Source organism: Rhizobium sp. KNZ14-9A, assembly GCF_056755015.1.
In genome coordinates this window covers 4,688,150-4,713,163 of record NZ_JBPGXB010000002.1, presented here as the reverse complement: position 1 = coordinate 4,713,163, position 25,014 = coordinate 4,688,150, and the positions used below count along the sequence as shown (strand labels likewise).

General features: G+C 60.7%; 23 protein-coding genes. 17 read left to right on the top strand and 6 right to left on the bottom strand.

The annotated features are described in order from the left end of the window. On the bottom strand, positions 1 to 262 hold a 262-nt coding region (locus ACR9ZQ_RS29990; RefSeq protein ID WP_481429276.1), incomplete at its 3' end, for a hypothetical protein. Positions 263 to 346: 84 nt separating this feature from the next. Here ACR9ZQ_RS29990 and ACR9ZQ_RS29985 point away from each other — a divergent pair. The 17 genes from ACR9ZQ_RS29985 to ACR9ZQ_RS29905 all read left to right on the top strand — a co-directional run bounded on the left by ACR9ZQ_RS29985 (position 347) and on the right by ACR9ZQ_RS29905 (position 20,017). Then, positions 347 to 685 (top strand): hypothetical protein, encoded by a 339-nt coding sequence (locus tag ACR9ZQ_RS29985; RefSeq protein ID WP_310383326.1) that lies wholly within the window; start codon positions 347 to 349, stop codon positions 683 to 685. Positions 686 to 819: 134 nt separating this feature from the next. Continuing rightward, the gene (locus ACR9ZQ_RS29980; protein WP_025555529.1) at positions 820 to 1,026 is read left to right on the top strand and encodes a hypothetical protein; all 207 of its coding nucleotides are present in this window, start codon (positions 820 to 822) and stop codon (positions 1,024 to 1,026) included. A gap of 164 nt (positions 1,027 to 1,190) precedes the next feature. After that, positions 1,191 to 1,997: a pseudouridine synthase gene (locus ACR9ZQ_RS29975; RefSeq protein ID WP_113323746.1), complete on the top strand. Its 807-nt coding sequence runs from the start codon at positions 1,191 to 1,193 to the stop codon at positions 1,995 to 1,997. Positions 1,998 to 2,008: 11 nt separating this feature from the next. Continuing rightward, positions 2,009 to 2,692, top strand: a complete 684-nt coding sequence (locus tag ACR9ZQ_RS29970) for a phosphoribosyltransferase (RefSeq protein ID WP_481429368.1) — start codon at positions 2,009 to 2,011, stop codon at positions 2,690 to 2,692. 108 nt (positions 2,693 to 2,800) lie between these two features. Beyond that, positions 2,801 to 4,543 (top strand): SLC13 family permease, encoded by a 1,743-nt coding sequence (locus tag ACR9ZQ_RS29965; RefSeq protein ID WP_481429275.1) that lies wholly within the window; start codon positions 2,801 to 2,803, stop codon positions 4,541 to 4,543. A gap of 78 nt (positions 4,544 to 4,621) precedes the next feature. Then, positions 4,622 to 5,566 carry a phosphoribosylaminoimidazolesuccinocarboxamide synthase gene (locus ACR9ZQ_RS29960; protein ID WP_481429274.1) on the top strand — a complete coding sequence of 315 codons (945 nt, stop codon included), beginning with the start codon at positions 4,622 to 4,624 and terminating at the stop codon, positions 5,564 to 5,566. 97 nt (positions 5,567 to 5,663) lie between these two features. After that, the gene (locus ACR9ZQ_RS29955) at positions 5,664 to 6,266 is read left to right on the top strand and encodes a TetR family transcriptional regulator (protein WP_025555532.1); all 603 of its coding nucleotides are present in this window, start codon (positions 5,664 to 5,666) and stop codon (positions 6,264 to 6,266) included. A 150-nt stretch (positions 6,267 to 6,416) separates the two neighbouring features. Then, positions 6,417 to 7,634, top strand: coding sequence for an efflux RND transporter periplasmic adaptor subunit (locus ACR9ZQ_RS29950; protein WP_481429273.1), 1,218 nt, complete (start codon positions 6,417 to 6,419; stop codon positions 7,632 to 7,634). Positions 7,635 to 7,684: 50 nt separating this feature from the next. Next, positions 7,685 to 10,795 (top strand): efflux RND transporter permease subunit, encoded by a 3,111-nt coding sequence (locus ACR9ZQ_RS29945; RefSeq protein ID WP_481429272.1) that lies wholly within the window; start codon positions 7,685 to 7,687, stop codon positions 10,793 to 10,795. Between the two features lie 154 nt (positions 10,796 to 10,949). Further along, complete coding sequence (locus ACR9ZQ_RS29940; RefSeq protein WP_310383340.1) at positions 10,950 to 12,383, top strand: efflux transporter outer membrane subunit; 1,434 nt, start codon at positions 10,950 to 10,952, stop codon at positions 12,381 to 12,383. Positions 12,384 to 12,552: 169 nt separating this feature from the next. After that, a complete protein-coding gene (locus ACR9ZQ_RS29935) occupies positions 12,553 to 13,596 on the top strand; it encodes a LacI family DNA-binding transcriptional regulator (protein WP_310383342.1) in 1,044 nt (347 codons plus the stop codon). Position 13,597: 1 nt separating this feature from the next. Further along, a complete protein-coding gene (locus ACR9ZQ_RS29930) occupies positions 13,598 to 14,620 on the top strand; it encodes an ABC transporter substrate-binding protein (protein ID WP_310383343.1) in 1,023 nt (340 codons plus the stop codon). 65 nt (positions 14,621 to 14,685) lie between these two features. Continuing rightward, positions 14,686 to 15,513 (top strand): ABC transporter permease, encoded by an 828-nt coding sequence (locus ACR9ZQ_RS29925; RefSeq protein ID WP_481429271.1) that lies wholly within the window; start codon positions 14,686 to 14,688, stop codon positions 15,511 to 15,513. Continuing rightward, positions 15,510 to 16,289 (top strand): ABC transporter permease, encoded by a 780-nt coding sequence (locus ACR9ZQ_RS29920; RefSeq protein WP_310383347.1) that lies wholly within the window; start codon positions 15,510 to 15,512, stop codon positions 16,287 to 16,289. Before ACR9ZQ_RS29925 ends, ACR9ZQ_RS29920 begins: the two co-directional genes overlap by 4 nt. Next, positions 16,282 to 17,307 (top strand): ABC transporter ATP-binding protein, encoded by a 1,026-nt coding sequence (locus ACR9ZQ_RS29915; protein WP_113323757.1) that lies wholly within the window; start codon positions 16,282 to 16,284, stop codon positions 17,305 to 17,307. Before ACR9ZQ_RS29920 ends, ACR9ZQ_RS29915 begins: the two co-directional genes overlap by 8 nt. A gap of 5 nt (positions 17,308 to 17,312) precedes the next feature. Beyond that, positions 17,313 to 18,233, top strand: a complete 921-nt coding sequence (locus ACR9ZQ_RS29910) for a nucleoside hydrolase (protein ID WP_481429270.1) — start codon at positions 17,313 to 17,315, stop codon at positions 18,231 to 18,233. After that, positions 18,230 to 20,017, top strand: coding sequence for an adenine deaminase (locus tag ACR9ZQ_RS29905; RefSeq protein ID WP_481429269.1), 1,788 nt, complete (start codon positions 18,230 to 18,232; stop codon positions 20,015 to 20,017). Before ACR9ZQ_RS29910 ends, ACR9ZQ_RS29905 begins: the two co-directional genes overlap by 4 nt. A 6-nt stretch (positions 20,018 to 20,023) precedes the next feature. Here ACR9ZQ_RS29905 and ACR9ZQ_RS29900 read toward each other — a convergent pair whose 3' ends face one another. From ACR9ZQ_RS29900 to ACR9ZQ_RS29880, 5 genes are all read right to left on the bottom strand, one after another. After that, a complete protein-coding gene (locus ACR9ZQ_RS29900) occupies positions 20,024 to 21,199 on the bottom strand; it encodes a M20 aminoacylase family protein (protein ID WP_481429268.1) in 1,176 nt (391 codons plus the stop codon). A gap of 92 nt (positions 21,200 to 21,291) precedes the next feature. Then, complete coding sequence (locus ACR9ZQ_RS29895) at positions 21,292 to 22,797, bottom strand: tripartite tricarboxylate transporter permease (protein WP_113323760.1); 1,506 nt, start codon at positions 22,795 to 22,797, stop codon at positions 21,292 to 21,294. Between the two features lie 9 nt (positions 22,798 to 22,806). Beyond that, a complete protein-coding gene (locus ACR9ZQ_RS29890) occupies positions 22,807 to 23,268 on the bottom strand; it encodes a tripartite tricarboxylate transporter TctB family protein (protein WP_481429267.1) in 462 nt (153 codons plus the stop codon). A gap of 100 nt (positions 23,269 to 23,368) precedes the next feature. Then, the gene (locus ACR9ZQ_RS29885) at positions 23,369 to 24,352 is read right to left on the bottom strand and encodes a tripartite tricarboxylate transporter substrate-binding protein (RefSeq protein WP_481429266.1); all 984 of its coding nucleotides are present in this window, start codon (positions 24,350 to 24,352) and stop codon (positions 23,369 to 23,371) included. 204 nt (positions 24,353 to 24,556) lie between these two features. Next, positions 24,557 to 25,003 (bottom strand): SRPBCC family protein, encoded by a 447-nt coding sequence (locus tag ACR9ZQ_RS29880; protein ID WP_481429265.1) that lies wholly within the window; start codon positions 25,001 to 25,003, stop codon positions 24,557 to 24,559. Positions 25,004 to 25,014 lie beyond the last annotated feature (11 nt).

Genomic DNA, 25,014 nt, shown 5'->3' with positions numbered 1-25,014 from the left:
CCACCCCACCAAAACAGTCAACACTACTCATCCAACTTTTTTGACATTTTTGTAACAGGTTGATTCGACAGGGGATTTTCTGGTGGAAAGTTATCCACAGGCCGCCCTTTGGGGCAAAATCCCCGAACAATCTTTTACCAGGCGATAAAAAATCATTCGGAACCCCTCCAGAAAACGCGGAAAGGCCAGGAAAAAACAGTGCCTTGGCCAATTTTATGGTTAACACAGAATAAACGCCGACCCCATCACTAATGTCAAACAACCGTCATATTGGATTGTGGCGAAAGGTTCGGAACCTAACGCGGTTTTTCGTGTTTCCCTCCCCATTGAAGGAAAGGAGACAGACATGGCCGCCAATACCGATGATCTCAGAACTTCCGTCAGCAAGGATATCGCCGCTCTGCAGCAGGAGGTCTCCCGCCTGCAGAAGATGATTTCCGCTCAGGGCGCCGAAGCCTATTATGAAGTGCGCGACCGCGCCGGCAGGGCTTACGAAGACGCGCTTCCCCGCGCAAAGAGCGCTGTCGCCCAGATCCGGGCCGAAGGTGCCGCAGTCGCCGGCACGGCCCGCGAACACCCGGCAGCGACCACGACGGCGCTTCTGGTTGCCGGCGCGATCGGCTTCCTGGCAGGTTATATGTTGTCGGGCGCCTCGCAGCCCGAGCCGCGTCACTGGTGGCGTTGAACTGCCAAGCTCCAGATCCCGTATTCTTACGCATCCTGCAGATCCATTTTTTGCAGGATGCGTAAACACTTATGTCTTAGAAAAACCAATTTTTAATGCGACTGATAGGAACATAAAAATGAAGGGAGGACATTATGGACAATAAGAGAGAGAAGCTGATCGTTGAAGTCAGCGTCGACGGCAGCGATGGACGTCGCGCAGTCGGCATTATGAACATGCGCCAGGCGCTCGATCTGCCCGAAATGCCGAGCCTCTCGTATACGCATCCGGACCCGGCCAAGGCCGCAGCCGGCATTGTGATGAGCCGGCAGGAACTCGCCGGTTTTATGGCCTGCACTTGAGGCGATAGAAAAACTCTTCTTGCCCACTGCGCTTTGCCTAAAGCGTCGATGATTTCTTTCGGCATCCGAAATCCCCTACTCCCCAGAATTTCGAGCACCATTGCTGGCATCCGTGCGTCGTTCGTGCAAAGAACGGCTTTCGCAATCGCATCAGGGATGGCGAAGTGAAAGGCCGGCGATCACCACAGAAAACACACGAACGCAACAGACCTCAGGCCGAACCGGCCGGCAAGCGGGTCACGCTTCCACGTGCGCTCTCCAAGCTTGGCTATTGTTCTCGCACGCAGGCCGAACGGCTGATCGCTGAGGGCCGCGTCGCGGTCGGTGATCGCATTGTCACAGATACCTCGGCATGGGTCGATCTTTCGACCGCCCTTATCAAGGTCGATGACAAAGAGATCGTCGCAGAGGCCAGGATCTACCTGATGCTCAACAAGCCGCGCGGCCTTGTGACTACTCGTCATGATCCGGAGGGCCGCCCGACCGTCTATGACTGTCTGGCCGATTTTGATGCCCCACACCTCTCTCCTGTCGGTCGGCTCGACAAGGCGAGCGAGGGGCTGCTGCTCTTTACCAACGATACGGAATTCGCACAGACGCTGCTCGATCCAATCACCCACGTCTCGAAATCCTACCATGTGCAGATCGATCGGATCGCCGATGACGACATGCTGGCGGCGATGATGTCAGGTCTTCGGCATGACGGCGAACTGCTGCGCGCGACCGCTGCCCGCAAGCTGCGCGAGGGTGACCGCAATTCCTGGATCGAAGTGGAATTGCAGGAGGGCCGCAACCGGCAGATCCGCCGAATGCTGGAAGCGCTCGATATCGCCTGCCTGCGGCTCGTGCGTGTCGCGATCGGTGGGCTGGAGCTTGGCGACCTGCCGAAGGGATCGGTCAGGGCGCTGACTGAATCTGAACTGAAGGACCTTCGCCGGAAGGTAGGTACCGGCAAGGCAATACGGGATTGAGAATGAACGAGATGAAGCCGCATGATTTCTGGCAGGAGATCCATCCGCCGGGCAGTTTCGAACCGGGCGGCCATTTCACCTCCTTCTTTACAGCGGAACTGGAAGATGGCAGGCAGTTGCGGCTGCCAATCCGGGTACTTTCGGATGGTGAGCATGCGCTGGCCTCGCTGATCATCAATCAGGCAAGCTTTGCGGTGCTGGATGTGCTCGCCGAAAACCTTGCGGCAAAGATAGAACCATCAGGCATCGATGTGGTCGCCGGCCTGCCGACACTCGGCCTGACGCTTGCGGCGGCCGTCGCCCAGAAGCTCGGCCACAGCCGTTATGTGCCGCTCGGCACCTCCCGCAAATTCTGGTATCGCGACGAACTGTCGGTCGCCCTCTCATCGATCACCACGCCGGAACAACAGAAACGGCTCTATGTCGATCCGCGCATGCTACCCCTCCTGGAAGGACGCCGCGTCGCGCTGATCGATGACGTCATATCGAGCGGGACCTCGATCGTCGCAGGTCTCGATCTGCTCGCAAGCTGCGGCACAGAACCCGTCGTCATTGGCGCGGCCATGCTGCAATCGGACCGCTGGCGCGCCAAACTCGACGCCGCAGGCCCTCAATGGCAGGCCCGCACGAAAGGCGTTTTTACCACGCCCATCCTGGAGCGAACAGCCGAAGGAAAATGGCACAGACCTGCCTGAGCGACATCAAGATCACATGTGAGGACCGATCATTCTTTCGTCTGAACAGGCTATACAGCGCGAGACGAAGAGCTACATTCGGCGTGTGATCGAAGACAGGAACCACCGATGACGCTTGAGCAAGCAGCCCTCCTGATCCTGCTGGTGGCGATGCTCTTCCTGTTCTCCCTCGACCGCCTGCGCATGGAAGTTATCTCGATCGGCGGATTGCTTGCGGGTTATGTGCTCGGTCTTTATCCCGCCGATAGCATCTTTGCCGGCTTCGCAAGCCCTGTCGTCGTCACCGTGGTCGAAATCCTGCTGATCGTCCAAGTACTGGCGCGCACCAAACTCTTTGACAGCCTCGCCGAGCGCTTCGTGGCATCGGGTCTCTCGCATTTCCGGGTCATAACAGGCGTCTCCGCTCTGACCGGCTTCATCTCGATCTTCATGAACAATATCGGTGCCTTTGCGATCAGCTTGCCGCTGGCGTTGCGGCTGAGCACGCTCATGAGCATTCCACGCCGGCAGCTCGTGATGCCGATCTCCTTCGCCGCTCTTCTCGGCGGTCTCGTCTCTTTGATCGGCACGCCCGCAAATCTTCTCGTCAGCAATGCGCTTGAGAAAACCACCGGCAAAGGTTTCCGCTTCTTCGACTTCGCTTATGTCGGGCTTCCGGTCGCCATAACAGGCATTCTGCTGATTGCGCTGATCGTGCAGCGATTGTTTTCGAAGCCCGACGAGGCCGCAGAAATGCCAACTCCGCCGGCCCGCCGTATCATCGTCGAACGCAGCATTCCCGAGCATTCGCCGCTCGTCGGCGTAACACTTGCCCAATGTCCCGAGCGTTTCGGCATCCAGGCGCATGCCCTGATCCGCGACAGGGCTTTCGTCTTTGGCCCGCTCGAACAATCGGTCATCCAGCCGGGTGATATTCTGCTGGCGCAGGGCGCGGATTCGGTCTTCGCGGATCTGGCCGCCTCGCAGGCGCTGGTGCCAGACGCCCATCCGCACGGACTGCAGCCGGATTTCGTCAGCATCGAAGCCGTCGTCATGCCGGAAAGCACGGTCGTCGGCTCCCGCATCGCCTCACTCGAGGTCTTCCGCAATCGCGGGGTCACGATCTCGGCACTGTCGATGCGTTCTCCCCGCATAGAAGGACGCTTTGCGGATCTGCAGCTGTCGATCGGCGACATATTGGTGCTGGAAGGCCCGAAAGCGGCGATAGCTGAGGCGTTGGAAGAGTGTGAATGCCTGCCGCTTGCCTCCGCAGCGCCCTCCCCCGGATCGTCAGCTTCATGGCAGCCTTTTGCAATCTTTGCCTGCGGCGTTGTCGCTTCCGCCTTCGGCCTACGCCCCGATATTGCTCTTGCCTTCGTGTTGCTGGCGCTCGCACTGCCCGGCTATCTCAACATTCGCCATGCAATGGCGGATCTCAACTGGCCAATCATCATCATGCTCGCCGCGATGATCCCGATCGGCCAGGCGGTCGCAACAACCGGCACGGCCGAGACCATCGCGGCATGGCTGAGCCTGGCATTCCCGATCAGCCATCCCCTCTGGGGCATTGCACTCGTTCTGTTTCTCGCCATGGCGCTGACGCCCTTCGTCAACAACGCGACGGTCGCAATCGTGCTTGCGCCGATTGCGCTGGAATTTGCAAGAGCCGGCCAGCAGCCGCCGCAGGCCTATCTAATCGCGGTGGCGGCCGGCGCCTCGCAGGATTTCCTGACCCCCTTCGGCCATCACAACAATACCCTGTCGATGAGCATCGGCAGCTACCGCTTCGGCGATTTCCTGCGCGCCGGCTGGCCGCTGACGCTCGCCGGCTATATAGTCACGCTCATTCTCATCGCCCTCTTCTGGCTTTGAATGAGCCTTTGCTTGACTTCCCCGGCAATGAAACTAGAGCAGGGACAGTCTAAGCCGATAGAAGGACAGCCAGGCACCGTGCGTATTCTCTCCGAAGCCCATTTCCCGGAACTGCCGAACTACTATCGTGGCAAAGTGCGCGAGAATTACGATCTTCCGGATGGGCGGCGCATCATCATCAGCACCGACAGGCTGAGCGCCTTCGACCGCATCCTGACCTGCATTCCCTACAAGGGACAGGTGCTGACTGAGACGGCCCGCTACTGGTTCGAGGCAACGAAGGACATTTGCCCCAATCACGTTCTCGACTATCCCGATCCGAACGTCGTCATCGGCAAGCGGCTCGACATTCTTCCGGTCGAAATCGTTGTGCGTGGTTATCTCGCCGGCACGACCGGCACCTCGATCCTGACGCTCTATAAAAAGGGTGAGCGCGAGATGTACGGCATGCTCCTGCCCGACGGCATGCGCGACAACCAGATTCTTCCCGAGCCGGTCATCACGCCGACCAGCAAGGAGTTCGATGGCGGCCACGACGAGCCGCTGACGCCGGCCGAAATCGTCAGCCGCGGACTGCTGACGAAAGAGCAGTGGGAAACGCTTTCGAAATATGCGCTGGCACTTTTCGCCCGCGGCCAGGAAATGGCGGCAAAACGCGGCCTGATCCTTGTCGACACCAAATATGAATTCGGCACGGACGAGAATGGTAACATCATTCTCGCCGACGAAATCCATACGCCCGACAGCAGCCGATACTGGGTGGCGGAAACCTATCCCGCTGCCTTCGAAGCCGGAAAGCGGCCGGACAGCTTCGACAAGGACTTCGTGCGCGCCTGGGTGGTCGAGCGCTGCGACCCCTACAAGGATGAAATTCCGGAAATTCCAGTCGAGCTGATCGAGCAGACCTCGGCCGTGTATATCAAAGCCTATGAATGGATCACCGGTGGGCGCTTCGTACGCGACGACAGCGGTGAAACGCCAGCGGTGCGTGTCCGGGCAAATCTCGCGCCCTATTTTTCCTGAACCGTTAAAGACAAAGCTGCAAGCCTGCTTGCAGCCTTTAAACCAAACGCGCTAGCATTGGGAAAAGGGGTGCCGGGCCAAGCCCGGCGGGGGACAGATGGCACGCAGGCCCAGACGCAAGGCCGAAGAGACCAGGGAGGATATCCTCTCGATGGCGGAGACGCTGTTTCGCCAGCACGGCTTCGTCGCGGTTTCCATCGCCGATATCGCCTCGTCGCTGCACATGTCCCCGGCCAATGTTTTCAAGCATTTTCAATCAAAGGCGCTGCTTGTCGATGCGATTGCCGAGCGCCATCTCGGCAATGCCACGGAGCGCTTCGCCACCGTCGACACCAGCCTGCCACCGAAGGAGCAACTGCTGAGCTTCGTCCTGCGCCTACTCGACAGTCATCTGCAGGACATCCAGCAGAACCCCTACATCTTCGAAATGGTGATCTCGACGATCGACGCCAAGCTCGACGCCGGTCATCGCTATCGCGAACGGATAGAGCAAAAGCTCGGCGAGATCATCCGCGAAGGCGTGGCCGAAGGCAATTACCATTGCGACAATACGGACGCGGCAGCCCGCACCGTTGCAGACGTTCTGGCCTGTGTTCTGCATCCCATTCTCATTGCCAAGGACGACAAAAACACACTTGTTCACCGTGCAGAAAAAATCGTGTGTTTCGTGGATGCCGCACTGCAAAATAACCCTTGCTAAGTGACGATTGCTGAATTACGTCACTTCGTAAAGCTTTTCTTAATATGGGATAACGGCATCTGTTTCCGGATCAATCATCACTCTTATATAGAGCGGCGCCTCATAGGGCCGGCGATTGAACCGCTACTGCCAACCGCACAGGAATTCAGCATGATTCGGCGTGCCCTCATCGTCTCCACGGCCCTTTTGCTCGTTATGGGCCTCGCTGCCTGCAACGAGAGCGGCAGCAAACCCGCCGGCAATGCAGGCGCACGCGGCGCTGCCCAGCAGGCTGCCCCGGTCGGTGTGGTCACACTGAAGAAGGATACCTATCCGATCACCACGATCCTGCCTGGCCGCGCCGAAGCCTTCCAAGTGGCCGATATCCGCCCGCAGGTGAACGGCATCATCCGTGAAATCGCGTTCAAGGAAGGCGGCGAAGTCAAGAAGGACGATCTGCTCTACCAGATCGACGATGCCGCCTACCGCGCAGCGGTCGAGCAGGCCCAGGCTGCGATTTCCAAGGCTCAGGCAGGCGTGCCGAGCGCCCAGAGCAATTTCGACCGCTACCAGCGTCTGGTCGGCAGCGGCGCAACACAGATCGAATTCGAAACCGCCCGCACGGCCCTTGCCCAGTCAAATGCAGAGGTCGAATCCGCGAAGGCGGCATTGAGCGCGGCGCAGATCGACCTCGATCACACGAAGATCACTGCCCCCTTCGACGGCGTCATCGACCAGACGGCCTACAACATCGGCAACGTCGTTGCGGCCAACCAGTCGACCGCACTGACCACCGTCCGCCAACTCGATCCGATCTACATTTCGCTGACGGAATCGAGCACCAACCTGCTGAAGCTGCGCGATGCGATCGCTGCCGGCGAGGTCAAGGGCGAGGACAACAACATCGCGTTCCGGCTGATCCTCGAAGACGGCCGTGAATATAATCAGAAGGGCAAGCTCGACATGTCGAAGCAGGTCGTCAGCGAAACGACCGGCACCTTCATCATTCGCGTGGTTTTCCCAAATCCAGACCGCGTCGTCCTGCCGGGCATGTATGTCCGCGCCACAGTCGAGCTCGGTGCTGAAGCCGGATATTCCCTGCCGCAGCTTGCAACAGCTCGCGATGCCAACGGCCGCCTGACCGCACAGTTCATTTCCGCCGAGGGCAAGGTCGAGACCCGTGTCTTCGAAAATGCCACACCCTCCAACAATTCCTGGCTGGTGACGCAAGGCGTGAAGGACGGCGATCAGCTGATCGTCAGCGGCCTGCAGTCGATTGTATCAGGCATGCCGGTAAAGCCGGTTCCAATGAAGATCAACGACAACGGCGTGGTTGTCCCTGCCGATCAGCCGGTGGCCGGAGGCGAACAGAAACCTGCAGCAAAGTAATGCGCAGGCACTTTCGTATCGTCACCGTCCCAGCCGTACAGGAATAACCGATGGCCAAGTTTTTCATCCGACGACCGATCTTCGCCTGGGTCATTGCGATCACTATCATGCTCGCAGGTCTGCTCGCCATCTTCACGCTGTCGATCTCGCAATATCCGGACATTGCGCCGACCACGGTCCGCATCAACACCAGCTATCGCGGCGCGAGCGCCGAGACGGTCGAAAAATCGGTGACCACCATCATCGAAGACGGCATGACTGGTCTCGACGACCTCACCTACATGACCTCGACCTCATCGACAGGCTCAGCCAGTATCTCGCTGACCTTCGGGACCAGCATCAATCCTGACATCGCGCAGGTGCAAGTGCAGAACAAGCTGCAGCTCGTCCAGTCGCAGCTCCCAGGCGACGTCATCGATGCCGGCATCAGCGTCACGCGCTCCACCTCGAGCATTCTTCTCGTCGGCTCGCTGGTCTCGACGGACGGCAAGCGCACCTCCGTCGACCTCGGCAACATCATGTCGACCTCGATCGAGGACCAGATCCAGCGCCTGGAAGGCGTGGGCAGCATCAACGTATTTGGCTCCGGCTACGCCATGCGCGTCTGGCTGGATCCGTTCAAGCTGCAGAAATACCAGCTTACCCCTGGCGACGTGACCTCGGCCATTCAGGCACAGAATACCCAGGTCTCCGTCGGCTCGCTCGGCGCCCAGCCGGCTGTCCCGGGCCAGCAGATCAACGTGACCATCACCGCACAGAGCCAGCTCACCACCGTCGCAGATTTCGAGCACATCATCCTGAAGGTGGAAAAGGACGGTTCGACAGTCCGCCTCAGCGATGTCGCCCGCGTCGAGATCGGTCAGGAAAGCTATGGTGGCAGCTCGCGCTATAATGGCCTGCCATCATCAGGTTTCGCCATCAACCTTGCGATCGGCGCGAATGCCATCGACACCGCCACCCGCGTCCGCACCGCGCTCGAAACGATCGGCCGTGGCCTGCCGGAAGGCGTCGAGATCACCTATCCCTACGACACGACCCCCTTCGTCGAGCTGTCAATCGAGAAGGTCGTGCATACGCTGATCGAGGCGATCGTGCTCGTCTTCGTGGTCCTGCTTATCTTCCTGCAGAACCTGCGCGCGACATTGATCCCGACTATCGCCGTTCCCGTCGTGCTTCTCGGCACGTTCGGCGTCCTTGCGGCAACAGGCTATTCGATCAATACGCTGACGATGTTTGCCATGGTGCTGGCGATCGGCCTTCTCGTCGACGACGCCATCGTCGTCGTGGAAAATGTCGAACGCATCATGTCGGAGGAAAAGCTCTCGCCGCTCGAAGCGACCGAGAAGTCGATGGGTGAAATCACCGGTGCCATCGTCGGCATCGCTCTCGTGCTGACCGCCGTTTTCATTCCAATGGCCTTCTTCGGCGGCTCTACCGGCATCATCTATCGCCAGTTCTCCATCACCATCGTTTCGGCCATGCTGCTGTCTGCACTCGTCGCCATCGTGCTGACGCCGGCGCTCTGCGCCACGATGCTGAAGCCGGTCAACGAGCATAAGAAGCATCGCATCGGCGACTGGTTCAACCGCAACTTCACCCGCTCGACCAACGGCTATGTCCGCACCATCGGCTACCTCTTGAAGCGGCCAATCCGCGTCATGTTGCTGTTCCTGCTGGTCGGCGTCGGTTGCGCCTATCTTTTCACGCGCCTGCCCAGTTCGTTCCTGCCGCAGGAAGACCAGGGCGTACTCTTGACCATCGTCACCACGCCGCCGGGCTCCACCACACAGCAGACGCAGGCCGTCGTTGAAAAGGTCGAAAAATACTTCCGCGAAAACGAGAAGGATGCGGTGGATTCCGTCTTCGGCGCGCTCGGCTTCGGCTTCAACGGTTCGGGCCAGAACAGCGCCATCGTCTTTACCAAGCTCAAGGACTTTTCGCTGCGCACCGATCCCAATCTCAGCGCGCAGTCGGTGGTCAACCGGGCTCTCAAGAACTTCTTCACGATCCGCGAGGCGCAGGTCTTTGCGCTGCTGCCGCCCGCGATCCAGGGTCTCGGCGTGTCGAGCGGCTTCTCCATGTATCTGGTGGACACAGGCGGTCATGGCAATCAAGCTCTGACGGCCGCTTCCAAGCGGCTGATCCAGATGGCTGGCGCCACCGGCAAGGTCGTGGCACTTCGTTCGAACAACAAGGAAGTCGAGCCGCAGATGAAGATCCTGATCGATCAGGAGAAGATCGGCGCCATGGGTGTCGACCTCGCCTCGGTAAACTCCATGCTGTCGATCATCTTCACCGGCCGCGACGTCAACGATTTCACGCTGAACGGTGAGATCAAGCCGGTCTACGTTCAGGGCGACGCGCCCTTCCGCATGCAGCCGACCGATCTGAACCACTGGTATGCCCGCAACAACGCGGGCGAGATGGTGCCCTTCTCCGCCTTCACGACAACCCAATGGGTCGATGGCGCGCCGTCGCTCGCTCGCTTCAACGCCGTCAGTGCTATCCCGCTCGACGGAGCGGCAGCTCCTGGCGTCTCCTCGGGTGAAGCCATGAACGAGATGGAAGCCCTGACCGAACAGCTCGGCGGCGGCTACACGGTCGCCTGGCAGGGCATCTCCTATCAGGAGCGGCTCTCCGGCTCGCAGGCACCGATGCTTTACGCGATTTCGGTTCTCGTCGTCTTCCTTTGCCTGGCTGCCCTCTACGAGAGCTGGTCGATCCCGTTCTCGGTCATCATGGCAGTGCCGGTCGGCGTGCTCGGCGCACTTGCCGCAGCAACACTATTCGGGCAGGCGAACGACGTCTATTTCAAGGTCGGCCTGCTCACGACCATCGGCCTTGCCGCGAAGAACGCGATCCTGATCGTGGAATTCGCAAAAGACCGAATGGAGACGGGCATGGGGCTCATCGAGGCAACGCTGGAAGCAGCAAGGCTGCGCCTGCGCCCGATCATCATGACCTCTTTGGCTTTTATTCTCGGCGTCGTGCCTTTGGCCATCGCAACGGGCGCGGGTTCCGCTGCCCAGAATGCGATCGGCATCGGCGTGCTTGGGGGCATGCTTTCGGCGACGATGCTCGGCATTTTCTTCGTGCCGTCCTTCTTCGTCGTGATCCGCCGCATCTTTGCCACACGGCAAAAAAATGAGGCGGGAGTGTGATATAAATGCACTGTGAGAAAGCTTTCCGGATTGCTACATTGCGCACGGACTGCTTCGGCATGTGTTTAGCGTAAGGAACGAGGCGCGTCAGGCCGATAGTGAAGCATGACGCTTCGGACAAGAATTGACTTGCTCGAGTTACAGGATGAAATGCATGGTATCTCTTCGTTATGCCACACCGGCGCTATTGTTATTGCTGTCGGGCTGTGTAGTAGGCCCTGATCACGTACCTCCTGAAATGGCGCTTCCTGGAAAATTCAGTGAAGGTGGCAAAAAGAACATCGGCGATGTCGCTACCACGGCCTGGTGGACCGCCTATAACGACCGCAAGCTCGACAGCCTTGTCCAGACCGGCCTTAGCCAGAACCTGACGATTCAACAAGCGATCGAGCGCATCAATTCCGCATCCGCCAACGTAACCATCGCCGGCGCCGGTGCCTTGCCCGCCCTCGATGTCGGCGCTTCCCACACCGTCAGCGGCCAGACCGGCGAGCTGCGCGACCAATTTAACACCCGCAATACCAGCGCCGGACAGCTTTCCCTGTCCTGGCTGCTCGACCTGTTCGGGCTCTACAAGCGCAGCAAGGAAAGCGCCCTCGCCTCTCTTGATTCCGCTTACGCGGGTGCCGACATCGCCAAGCTGTCCTACATCCAGGACCTTGTCTCAACCTACATTGATCTGCGCTTCTTCCAGCAGCGCCTGGCGCTTTCGAAGGCCAACCTGAAGTCCCGTCAGGAAACCTACGACCTCACTAAGTTCCAGCTTGATGCAGGTGCGGCGTCCCGCCTCGACGTGGTTCAGGCTGAAGGTCTTGTCCAGTCGACGCTGGCAGAAATTCCCGGCCTCGAAACCAACATCCGCGTTTCGGCTCATCATATCGCCACCCTCCTCGGCCAGCCGGCCGGTTCGATGGTCGATGAACTGTTGCGTGGCTCCGGCCAGCCGACTTTCCGCGGCGGCATCAATTCCGGCATTCCGGCCGACCTGATCCGCAACCGGCCGGATATTCGCCAGGCCGAGCGGAACCTCGCCGCGGCTACCGCCCAGATCGGTGTCGCAGAGGCTCAGCTCTACCCGTCGATCTCGCTATCCGGTTCGATCTCGCCGAGCTACATCAACCAACGCGGCTTGCACGGCGGCCTGTCGGCATGGTCCTTCGGCCCGACGCTGAACCTGCCGATCCTCGATGGTGGCCGCCTGCGCGCCAATGTCGACGTTTCCAAGTCCGATGCAGTCGCATCCTATCTCGCCTGGAAACAGACCGTCTTGACGGCAATCCAGCAGGTCGAGGATGCCCTTTCGGCCGTTCGCCGCGACGCCCAGACGGTTGACGCGTTGCGCGCCCAGGTCCGGACGACGCAGGAAACCCTCGAGCTTTCGACGGCATCCTATAAGGACGGCGCTTCCTCGCTGCTCGACGTTCTCGACGCCCAGCGTCAGGTCTCTCTCGCTCAGGCAAGCCTTGCCGCCGCTGTTCAGCAGATGGCGAAGGATTACGCTGCGCTCAACATCGCAACCGGTGGCGGCTTCGCTCCGGGCGGCAAGACCACCGGTCCGGGACCGGTCAAGGTTACCAAGGGCAGCTAAGGTCCTCGCATAGTGTTATTCGAAGCCCCGCGGTTTTCCGCGGGGCTTTTTCTTTGCGTGGATATCTGCCGGGATAGATAATATGCGCATGGGAAGAATTTGGATTCGACAAGCCGCAATCGCTACGCTATGCAGTTGATTAAACGATTAAGCGCAGCACTTCGAAACAATGGCTTCACAACGTCCGGGACCCAATCTCAGCAGGATAGCGACGTCGCTCGGCGTCTCTGTTGCGACCGTCTCGAATGCGCTCTCCGGCAAAGGCCGGGTTTCCGACGCTCTGATCGAGAGAATTCGCACGCATGCTGCCGAACTCGGTTATGTGCCGAGCCAGGCCGGCCGGGCTCTGCGCACCGGCCGCAGCGGCGTGCTGGGCCTCGTCCTGCCCGACATTGCCAATCCTCTCTTTCCGAAGATCGCCCAGGCCATCGAATATGCTGCATCAGCTGCAGGCTATGGCGTGCTGATCGCCGACTCCCGCGGCGATATCACGGCGCAGACTGAGGCGATCAACCGGCTGGTGGAGCGTGGCGTCGACGGCATGGTGGTCGTACCGCGCCGCGCCACCCGCATTTCCGCCGCAAGCTGCCCGGTCGCAGTCATCGATACCGCCTCCACGCCCGGCAATACGGTCGCTGCCGACCACTGGCAGGGCGGCAGGGAAATCGCCGCCCATCTCGCCGGCCTCGGTCACAAGCAGATCCTGATCATCGGCAACAATCACGAATCCAATGTCCAGAACGACAGAGCCGGCGGCATCAGGGCCGGCCTGCAGCCTGGCATGCGCTCCGAAACACTCTGGATCGAGCGGTTGGAGAACGAGACGGGCGCCGGTTGCCGGCTGGGCCTTGCGGAAAAGGCACGTCAGGGCTTCACCGCCTTTGCCGCCCTTTCCGACCTGCAGGCGCTGCGCGCGCTGACCGAACTGCAGCAGGAGGGGATCAGCGTGCCCGCCGATGTCAGCGTCACCGGCTTCGATGATCTCATCTGGTCGCCTGTCGTCACGCCGTCGCTGACGACGGTAAGGATGGACATGGATACCATCGCCGAAATCGCCGTCTCGGCACTGGTCGACAGAATAAACGAAAGCGGCACACGAGAGGGCGTGCTGGTTACGGCGGAGACCGAACGTGTGCCCATGCAACTCATCATCCGCCAGTCATCCGGGCTCGCGAACCCGGCACCAAAAACCTCAGAGATGGAGAACTTATAGAATGAAGAAAGCTCTTATTGCATCAGTGGCGCTCGCCGCACTTTCCCCCCTCGGCGCCGCGGCACAGGAACGCACGCTCACCATTTCCGTCTACGCCTTCGCGCAAGATGACTACAAGACGATCGTCTACGATCCCTTCGAAGCCAAGTGCGGCTGCAAGCTCGTTGTCGAAACCGGCAACAGCGTCGAGCGCATCGCCAAGATGGAAGCCAACAAGGCCAATCCTGTGGTCGATCTCGCCGCTGTCTCCATGGCTGACGGCCTTGCCGCTTCCCGCGCCGGCCTGATCGACAAGGTCGATACGTCCAAGCTCGAAAACTTCTCCAAGCTCTATGATGTCGCCAAGGATCCTAACAGCGACGGCATGAGCGTCGGCTACACTTTTTACGCCACCTCGATCGCCTATCGCTCCGACAAGATGAAGATCGAGTCCTGGGCCGATCTCTTGAAGCCGGAATATGTCGGTCACGTCGCCTTCCCGAACGTCACGACCAACCAGGGCCCACCGGCGCTCTATATGCTCGGCCTCGCGCTCGGCAAGGACACGCCTGATCTCAAGGCGCCGATTGAGGCGCTTGGCGAAAAGAAGGACGAGATCGTCACCTTCTATGAAAAGTCTTCCCAGCTCGTACAGCTGATGCAGCAGGAAGAAATCTGGGCCGCTCCGATCGGCCGCTTCTCTTGGGCAGGCTTTACCAAGCTCAACGTCCCCGTCGCCTGGGCAACGCCGAAGGAAGGCCAGACCGGCGGCATGAACGTGCTGGTCCTGACCAAGGGTTCGAAGAACCAGGACCTCGCCCTGCAGTTCATGGATTTCTGGCTCTCGACCGAAGTCCAAACCAAGCTCGCCGAAAAGCTGATCGACAGCCCGGCCAACAAGGAGGTCAAGGTCTCCGACAAGGTCGCCAACAACATCACCTATGGCGAAGACACCGCCAAGAGCCTGAAGCTGATCCCCTCCGCAGCCGCCCTCGACAACCGCAATGGCTGGCTGAAGGAATGGAACGAAAAGGTCGGCCAGTAAGCCACTGCTGAAATCGGTCCCGGCACCGACCGGGACCGACCCTTCCTCCGCTCGAAAGGCGTCTCATGTTTCAGAACCGCGCAGAAGCCCTGGCGCTTGCCCTGCCGGCAGCGATCTTCGCCGCCGTGGTCTTTCTGCTGCCCGTCGCGATCCTGCTCTCCGAAGGTTTTCGCAGTGGTGGAGCCTGGACACTTGCCGCCTATACGGATTTCTTCTCCGAAACGCTGAACCGCACCGTCTTCTTCCGCACTTTCCGGCTCGGCCTCGAAGTGACGGCTGTTTCAGCCATCATCGGTTATACCGCTGCCTTTGCGATCGTCAATCTTCCGCCGAAGGGCAAGGGCCGCATGATCGGCCTCATCACCCTGCCGCTGATGATTTCGCCGGTCGCCCGCACCTATGCCTGGATCGTCATTCTCGGCCGCACCGGCATCGTCAATGAAGCCATCACCGGCCTCGGCCTGAGTGCGGAACCGCTGCGACTGCTCTTCACCGAAACCGCCGTCTTCATCGGCCTGCTGCAACTTTTCTTGCCGCTGATGATCCTGTCGCTCATCAGCGCACTCGAGAACATGCCGAAGGATGCCATTCCAGCTGCCCGCGTGCTCGGTGCCAACTGGTTCCAGGTCTTCTGGAAAGTCATCCTGCCGCTCACCAAGGAAGGCCTCGTCGTCGGCGGCACGCTGGTCTTCACCGGCTCGCTGACGGCCTATATCACGCCGGCCATCCTCGGCGGCTCCAAGGTGCTGATGCTGGAAACGCTGCTGTATCAGCAGGTCTCCGTCGCCAATAATTTCGTCTCGGCGAGCGTCATCGCCTTCATCCTGATCGTCATGAGCTTTGCCGCCAATATCCTGCTGAAAAGGCTTGCTACAGCGAGGAACAGCCGATGAGCATCCGCCTCCTCTCGCCGGTCGTGCTGTTCCTGCTGCTGGTCTTCCTGATCGGCCCTTTCCTGATCATCATCGCCGCTTCGCTTTCGGCCGGCGACACGCTGGCCTTTCCACCGCAGGGCCTGTCACTGCGCTGGGTCGCCAAGGTCTTCACCATCGATAGTTTCCGCGAGAGCTTCGCCATGTCGATGTTCCTTGCGGTCTTCGGCACGCTGGCGGCCCTCATTCTCGGCATCCCCGCCGCCTATGGCCTGTCGCGCTACCGTCTGCTGGGCGCAGAGACGGTGAGAACCATCGTCTCGCTGCCGATCATCGTGCCCGGCATCATCGTCGGCCTGGCACTACTACGTTACCTGGTCGTGCCTTTCGGCTTCAACATCACGCTGGCTCTCTTCTTCGCCCATACCGCACTCGTGCTGCCCTACGCAGTGCGCGTGGTGTCCGCAAGCCTTGGCAACCTGCGCTCGGACATCGAGGAAGCCGCGGTCTTGCTCGGCTCCTCGCGGCTCGGCGCCTTCTTCCGCGTGGTCATGCCGAATATCCGCGGCGGCATTCTCGCGGCCTTCATCCTCGGCTTCGTCACCAGCTTCAATCAGGTGCCGGTCTCGCTCTTCCTCTCCGGCCCTGGCGTGCGCACGCTGCCGATCGACATGCTGGGCTATATGGAGACAACCTACGACCCGTCCGTTGCCGCGCTTTCGGCGCTGCTCGCCTTCCTTTCGATCGGCATCGTCTTCCTCGCCGAACGCTTCCTGGGATTCTCACGCTATGTCTGATGCCTACCTTCAACTCGACAAGCTGACGCTCGCTTATGGCGATACGGTCGCGGTGAAGGACCTCGACCTGTCGATTGCCAAGGGCGAGTTGGTAGCCCTTCTTGGCCCTTCCGGCTGCGGCAAGACGACGACCATGCGCGCCATTGCCGGCCTGCTGAACCCCGCTTCCGGCCGCATCAATCTCGATGGCGCCGAGATCACCCGCGTCTCCGCCAACAAGCGCGCCGTCGGCCTCGTCTTCCAGTCCTACGCGCTGTTCCCGCATCTGACTGTCTATGAAAACGTTGCCTTCGGCCTGCGCTTGAAGGGCCTTCGCGGCGAGGTTCTGGATGGCAAGGTCAATGCCGGCCTCAAATCCGTCGGCCTTGCGAAATTTGCCGGCCGTAAGCCGGGCGAACTTTCGGGCGGCCAGCAGCAGCGCGTGGCGCTCGCCCGCTCCATGGTCATGGAGCCGAAAGTGCTGTTGCTCGACGAGCCGCTTTCCAACCTCGACGCCCGCCTTCGCCTTGAAATGCGTGCCGAGCTGCAGCGCGTCCAGAAGGAAACTGGCGTAACGATGATCTTCGTCACCCACGATCAGGCAGAAGCGCTTGCGCTCGCCGACCGCATCATTGTCATGCTGAACGGCGGTATCGAACAGATCGGCACGCCCGAGGACATCTACAACAAGCCTGTTTCCTCCTTCGTCGCCGATTTCGTCGGTTTCGAAAACATCTTTGCGCTGAAGGACGGAAAGCTTGCGACGCCGAACGGCCCTGTCGCGCTTTCCGCCGCAGCACCTGACGGTGCGGCGGGCCTGGCCTGGCGGCCGCGTGCGGTGGTCCTTGGTTCTGGCCCTTTCCACGGCACCGTGCGTGGCACATCCTTTGCCGGCAATAGCCGCGAATATCTGCTGGACAGCGTGCTCGGCCCGATCAAGGCGGAAGTCGATGCCGCCCTGCCGCAATACGAACTCGGCAGTATGATCTCCTTCGACCTGCCGGTCGCAGCCTCCGCAAGCCTCAAACGTTTCGGGTGAACATCATGGGCGTCTGGATCGACACGGATATGGGCTTCGACGACATTGCCGCCATCATGGTGGTGACGAATGCCGAGATCGACATCGACGGTGTCTCGCTGGTCTTCGGCAACGCGCCGCTGCCGCAGGTGCGCACCAATGCGGCGGGCGCAGCCAAGGCCTTCGGTTGGAAATTTCCGATCCACACCGGCCGCGACATGCCCGTTCTCGGCAAGCTAGAGACTGCCCAGGCGATCCTCGGCGAAAGCGGCATTCCGACGACCGGTAGACATCTGCCGCCGGCCCCGATCCTGCCGGATAGCGATGCCTTCGTCGCGCTTTGCCGCTGGCTGGAACTGGAAGGCCCTCACCGCATTCTGGCGCTTGGACCGCTGACGAATATCGCCGCACTCGCGCTCGCCCGGCCCGATCTTGCCGCCCGCATCACCGAACTCGTCTGGATGGGCGGCGGTGTTACCTCCGGCAATCATACGGCCTCCGCAGAATTCAATGCGCTCGCCGATCCAGAGGCGCTCGCAATCATCATCGCCCACGAGCTGCCACTGCGCATGGTCGATCTCGATCTCTGCCGCAAGGTTCTTGCGAAACCCGAGGATGCCGATCCGGTCCGCGCTGCCGGCGGCACCAATGCCGAGCTGATCGCCGATATGTTCGCAGGTTATGTTCGCATTGGCACGAACCGCGGTCGTCCCGCTATGGCGATCTATGATCCTTCGGCTGCCGTCGCCTTCGTCGCTCCGCAAGTGGTGAGCTTCCGCCCTGCCCGCATCGACGTCGAATTGCTGGGGCAGCATACGCGCGGGCGCACGGTCGTTGAAACCCGCGCCACTCACGCCACGTTCAATGCACAGTTCGCCGCCGACATCGATGCCGACATGGCGCGTGTCATCATTCTCGCCGCCCTGGTCAACGAGGCTCGCAAATGACCGCTACTCCGCGCCAGGAACCCGCCGATCTCAACGAGCCCGCCTTACGCGCCCGCGCTGTTGCTGCCGCCCGCGGCGATGCTCCCTTCGATGTGCTTGTGGCCGGCGGCCGCATTCTCGATGCCGTCACAGGCCTGATCCGCGAGGCCGATATTGGCCTCATCGACGCTTTGATCGCAAGTGTCCACGCACCGGCGAGCCGCACGGACGCTGCCAAAATAATCAACGCAGCCGGTAGCATCATCTCTCCCGGCCTCATCGATACGCATATGCATATCGAAAGCTCGATGGTCACGCCGGCTGAATATGCTGAAGCCGTGTTGCCTCGCGGCGTGACAACGATCGTCTGGGATCCGCACGAATTCGGCAATGTCCATGGTCTCGACGGGGTACGCTGGGCAATCGAAGCCTCGCGCAATCTGCCGCTGCGCACGATCCTGCTTGCCCCCTCCTGCGTTCCTTCCGCCCCTGGCCTGGAACTCGCCGGTGCAGATTTCGACGCCGGTGTCATCGCCGAGCTGCTGCGCTCGCCGGCGATCGGTGGCGTGGCGGAAGTCATGAACATGCGCGGCGTCATCGACGGCGATCCGCGCATGACTGATATCGTCAATGCCGGCCTCGCCTCCAGCAAGCTCGTCTGCGGTCATGCCCGTGGACTGGAGGGTACCGATCTCAACGCCTTCATGGCCGCTGGTATAACCTCCGATCACGAGCTCACTTCGGGCGCCGATTTGCTGCAGAAGCTGGCGGCCGGAATGACGATCGAGCTGCGCGGCTCGCACGATCATCTGCTGAAGGAATTTGTCGATGCATTGAACGGCATCGGCCACCTTCCACCGACCGTCACGCTCTGCACGGATGATGTCTTCCCCGATGAACTTTATCAGAATGGCGGCCTCGACGACGTCGTGCGTCGCCTCGTGCGCTACGGCATGCGCCCGGAATGGGCATTGCGCGCCGCGACCTTCAATGCCGCGCAACGCCTGAAGCGTTCCGACCTCGGGCTCATCGCCGCCGGACGCCGCGCCGATCTCGTGCTGTTCGAGGACATGAGCGAATTCAAGACCCGCGCCGTCATCGCCAACGGCCGACTAATCGCCGAAAATGGCATGGTCAGGGATCGCCTTCCGTCGTTCGACGCCGGGCCGCTCATGCAATCGGTCAAGCTCGCACCGCTTGCCGAAGACGATTTCCGCATTCCCGCCAACGGCACGAAGGTGCGCCTCGCAACAATCGACCGTCCACGCTTCACCCAGTGGGGAGCAACCGAAGCGGATGTCCGCGACGGCTTCGTCGTACCGCCGGCTGGCAGCGCCATGATAGCGGTTGCACATCGCCATGGACTGGCGGATGGCAAGCCGCGCATCGGCTTCCTGACCGGCTGGGGTGAGTGGCGCGGCGCCTTCTGCACCACGGTTTCACATGACAGCCACAACCTCACTGTGTTCGGAGGAAATATCAGTGATCTGGCGCTTGCCGCCAATGCCGTCATCGACGCCGGCGGTGGCATGGCCGTGGCAAAGGATGGGCGCATCGAAGCCCTGTTGCCCCTGCCACTCTCCGGCCTCGTGACGGATGCATCCCTGCAGGAAACCGCCGATGGCTTTGCTGCCATCCGCAAGGCAATGGAAAAGATCGTCGACTGGAAACCGCCCTATCTGGTCTTCAAAGCCTGCTTCGGCGCGACACTTGCCTGCAATATCGGCCCACATCAGACCGACCGCGGCATTGCCGACGTCATTACCGGCAAGGTGTTGGAAAGCCCCATACTGGAAACGTTTTGAGGCGGCTTACGCCTCAGCCTTGAGCTCCCGCTCAACCAGCGCCACCCAATAGGCAGCTCCATATCCGAGCGCCTCATCATTGAAGTCGTAGGCTGTATTATGATGCAGCGCTCCATCGACGGCCGGGCCGTTGCCAAGCCAGACATAACAACCGGGCGCATTTTGCCCGAAGAAGGCGAAATCGTCGCCGGCAGTCGACGGCGGAAAGCTCGTACGCGCCTTTTCACCGAACACCGCCTGTGCGGCGCCTAGCGCCCGCACAGTCGCATCCGCGTCATTGACGACGGGTGGAATGCGGCGTTCGAATTCATAGTCTACCGAAATGTCGAACATGGCGGCGGTTCCCTGTGCCAGACGGCCGATTTCGGCTTCAAGCTGGTCACGCACCTCAGGCGAATAGGCCCGCGCCGTTCCGCCGATCTCGACTATATCGGGGATGACGTTCAATGCCTTCGGATTGCCGGCCTGGAGTGAGCAGGCGCTGACGACTGCCGGCTGAAGGGGATCGATGACGCGCCCGACGATCGTCTGCAGAGACGAAAGGAAAGTGGCGGCAGCTGTGATGGGATCGCGGCCGAGGTGCGGCTTTGCGCCGTGCGTACCCACACCCCGGAAGATGATCCGCCAGCTATCCGAAGAAGCAAGCTGCGGCCCCTCGACGACCGCGATCTCATCCACGGCAAGCCCGGGCATATTGTGCAGCCCATAGACGGCATCGCAGGGAAACTGCTTGAACAGCCCTTCCTCCACCATGCGCTTCGCACCGCCACGGCCCTCTTCGGCCGGCTGGAAGATGAAATGCACGGTGCCGGAAAAACCGCGCGTTTCAGCCAGATACCGTGCCGCGCCGAGCAACATCGTCGTATGCCCGTCATGGCCGCAAGCATGCATCTTGCCCGGCACGGTCGACTTGTAAGGGCGATCCGCCGTTTCCGGCATGGCGAGCGCGTCCATATCTGCCCTCAGCCCGATCCTGCGCGTACCATTGCCGATCTGCAGCGTTCCGACGACACCGGTGCCGCCAAGGCCGCGGTGCACCTGGATACCCGCCTCATCCAGAAGTTTCGCGACGATATCGCTGGTACGCTCTTCCTCGAAGCCGAGTTCGGGATGGGCATGCAGATCACGGCGGAGAGAGGTTAGAAAAGGCAGATCGTTGCTGATCCGGGCGGGAATGCTCATGAGCCTGGATATCCTGTAAAGCGAAACGGGCGCCCGACGGCGCCCGCATCAGATCGTTCTTTTTTCAACAAACAGGCCGTAAGCGCAAGCCCTTACGCCTCTTCGACGAAGACCTCCTCGCGCTTGCGCTTGACGCTCGGCAGGAAGACGATGATCAAAACCGCCACGGCAATCGTCAGCAGGATGGCGCTGATCGGCCGCGTGACGAAGGTGGTCGCATCGCCGCGCGACAGGATCATGGCCCGTCGCAGGTTTTCCTCCAGCAGCGGTCCGAGCACGAACCCGAGCAGCAGCGGCGCCGGCTCGCAGCGCAGTTTCGCCAGCACGTAGCCGATGAGGCCAAAGAAGGCGACGGCGTAGAGGTCGTAGACGTTGGAATTGACGCTGTAGACCCCGATCGAGCAGAAGGCCATGATGACGGGGAAAAGCACGTAGTAAGGCACTGTCAGCAGCTTCACCCACAGGCCGATCAGCGGCAGATTGAGGATGACGAGCATCAGGTTGCCGATCCACATGGAGGCGATGATGCCCCAGAATAGCGCCGGCTGCTCCGTTGCCACGTTCGGCCCCGGCACGATGCCCTGGATGATCATCGCGCCGACCATCAGCGCCATGACCGGATTTGCAGGGATGCCGAGTGTCAGCAGCGGAATGAACGAGGTCTGCGCACCGGCATTATTGGCTGATTCCGGTCCGGCGACACCGGCAACTGCGCCGTGGCCGAACTCTTCCGGCTTCTTCGAGACACGCTTTTCCACCGTATAGGAAGCGAAGGAAGCAAGGATCGCTCCGCCGCCCGGCAGGATGCCGAGCGCCGAACCAATGACCGTCCCGCGAATAACCGGCGCGATCATCTCCTTGAATTCCTCCTTCGACGGCAACAGCCCTGAGACTTTTGCCATCAGCACGGTGCGGGTCTTCTCGCCTTCCAGATTGCGCAGGATTTCCGCAATGCCGAAGACGCCGACGGCAAGAGCCACGAAATTCAGCCCATCGGCATATTCGCGGATGCCGAGCGTGAAGCGCGGCGTGCCGGTATAGATATCCGTGCCCACAAGGCCGAGCAGCAACCCCAGCGCCACCATCGCCAGTGCCTTGACGACCGAGCCATGCGCCAGTGCGATCGAGGATACGAGCCCGACGATCATCAGTGAGAAATACTCGGCCGAGCCGAATTGCAGCGCAATCGCCGTTAGTGGCGGAGCAAAGACAGCCACGAGGAAGGTCGATACCGTGCCGGCGAAGAAGGAGCCGAGCGCGGCGATCGCAAGCGCAGCACCAGCCCTGCCCTTCCGCGCCATCTGATAGCCGTCGATGGCTGTCACTGCCGAGGAGGATTCGCCCGGCATATTGATGAGGATTGCCGTCGTCGAGCCGCCATATTGCGCGCCGTAATAGATGCCGGCGAGCATGATGAGCGAGGAGACCGGCTCGAGCTGGAAGGTGATCGGCAGCAGCATGGCGATCGTTGCCGTGGCGCCGATGCCGGGCAGCACGCCGATCAGCGTGCCGAGCAGCACACCGATCAGGCAGAAGAACAGGTTTTCCGGGCTTGCCGCCGTATAGAAACCGAGTGCGAGATTGCTGAAGAGTTCCATACCCGCCTCCTAGAACCGGACCCAGGGGCCAAAACGCTCGAACGGCAGCCCGAGCGCGTAGCTGAAGACCCCAACCGAAAAGACCGTCAGCAGCAGCGAAAGAACCAGCGCGAACAGCACATTCATGCGACTGGATGCAAAGCAAGCGATGAAGGCCGTCAGGAAGATTGCCGGCCCAAAACCGAGCCCGCGCACAGTCAATCCGAAAAAGACCGGTGCGGGCAGGATGAAGAGCATGCCGCGCCAGGCGAAGGGATCGATCGGCTCACCCTGAACCCGCACCGCCTGCACGAGAATGATGAGGCCGAGCAGGACGAGGATGCCGGACAGGACCAGTGGAAAATACCCGGGTCCCATGCGCAGCGCCGTACCGATATCGAGGTTGAGCGACTGATAGGCAAAGAAGGCACCGGTCGCGGCAAGCAAGGCGCCGCAGATGACATTGGTGGTGTCGAAACTGAGAGATTTCATGATGTCTCCTGGGGTTGGAGATGAAGCGTCGCGACGGATACGAGGCTGCGCAAACACCCTCCTCCCGATTGGGAGGAGGGTGGCGAGGCGGCAGTCAGGCTCAGTCCGCGTATTCGCCGGCAGCTTCGATGACGGACTTCCAGCGGGTGATTTCGCTCTCGAGCTTCGCCTTCAGCGCCGCCGGCGTCGCATCAGCGTCCGACGAGGGAGCGGTGCCAAGTTCGGCAAAGCGGGCGGCGACGTTCGGGTCCTTCAGCGCGACCTGCAGCGCCTTCGACAAGCGCTCATTGATTTCGGCCGGCGTGCCCTTCGGCGTGTAGATGCCGTGCCAGATACCGACTTCGAAACCCGGCAGGCCGGCTTCGACCGCCGTCGGAATATCCTTGAGCACATCGAGGCGGGCCGGCGATGTCACGGCATAGGCCTTGATCGTACCGCCCTTGATCTGCTTCGTCGTATTGGTCGTCTGGTCGCACATGATATCGACCTGGCCACCGAGAAGGTCAGTCATGGCCGGGCCGGTTCCCTTGTAGGGAACGGTCGTCAGCGGCGTCTGGATGGCGCTCATGAACATCATGCCGCAGAGGTGGGAAGCCGCACCGATACCGGCATTGGCGACGGTGACCTTGTCCTTATTCGCCTTCACATAGTCGATCAGGCCCTTCAGATCGGTCGGTGCGAAATCCTTGCGGGCAACGATCGTCATCGGAACATCGGTGACGAGACCGACATATTCGAAGGCGTTCAGTGTGTCGTAGGCGAGCTTGCGGTAAAGCGTGGCGCTGGTCGCCATGCCGATATGATGCAGCAGGATCGTGTAACCATCCGGATCGGCATCGGCGACGCGGCCGGCGCCAAGCGTGCCGCCAGCACCGCCGACGTTTTCGACGACGATCTGCTGACCGAGATCCTTCGACATGGATTCAGCAACGAGGCGCGCGACGGTATCGGTCGGGCCACCGGCTGCGAAAGGCACGACCATGGTGATGGTGCGTTCGGGATAAGTCTGCGCCGAAGCAGAATAAGCGAGCAGCGAAACGGCAGCGGCGGCGGTCACGCCGAGCATGGCCTTCAGGATTTTCATCGTTTTCCTCCCTGATGAAAATGGTCGTTCCGCCGGCGCATCCTCCGCACCGGCTCGGATGTCCCATTTGCAGGCCAGGGACGGATAGTCGCAATCGCGAGGCGAGGAGAGGAATGACGATTTTGCGACAGTGCACCGCAGCATGGGTTGATTTGGAAACAAATGGTTAAAGCGATGGGTGGAAATCCACCCATCGCTGGTCCTTCACCGGTTGGGCGGCAGAACAACCTCGCCCGTTTCCAGCAGCGATTTGAGGTTGGAGAGAATTTGTGGCCACCCGCCGGAAACGGCACCGATGAATTTAGAGCCTTCTATCGGCATCGAATGTGTCAGCGTCAGCTTGACCGCCTCGCCGACCGGCTCGAGCTCCATCACGCACCGGGAAAACCCTTCAGCCTTGAGCTCCGGCCTGAACTCATTATGCCACTTCAGGATAAGCCGCTTGGGCGGATCGAATTCGAGGATTTCGCCTGTATCGGTAACGGTTCCGTCGGAATAGCTCATCTGCCAGGCAGAACCGACTTTCCAATCGGTCTCGAACTGCACGCCGAGCCAGAATTTCTTCATGAATTCCGATGTCGTGAGTGCCGACCAGAGCTGCTCCGGTGTAGTGCGGATATAGGTGACGTAATTGAATGCGCTGCCAGCCATGATCGTACTCC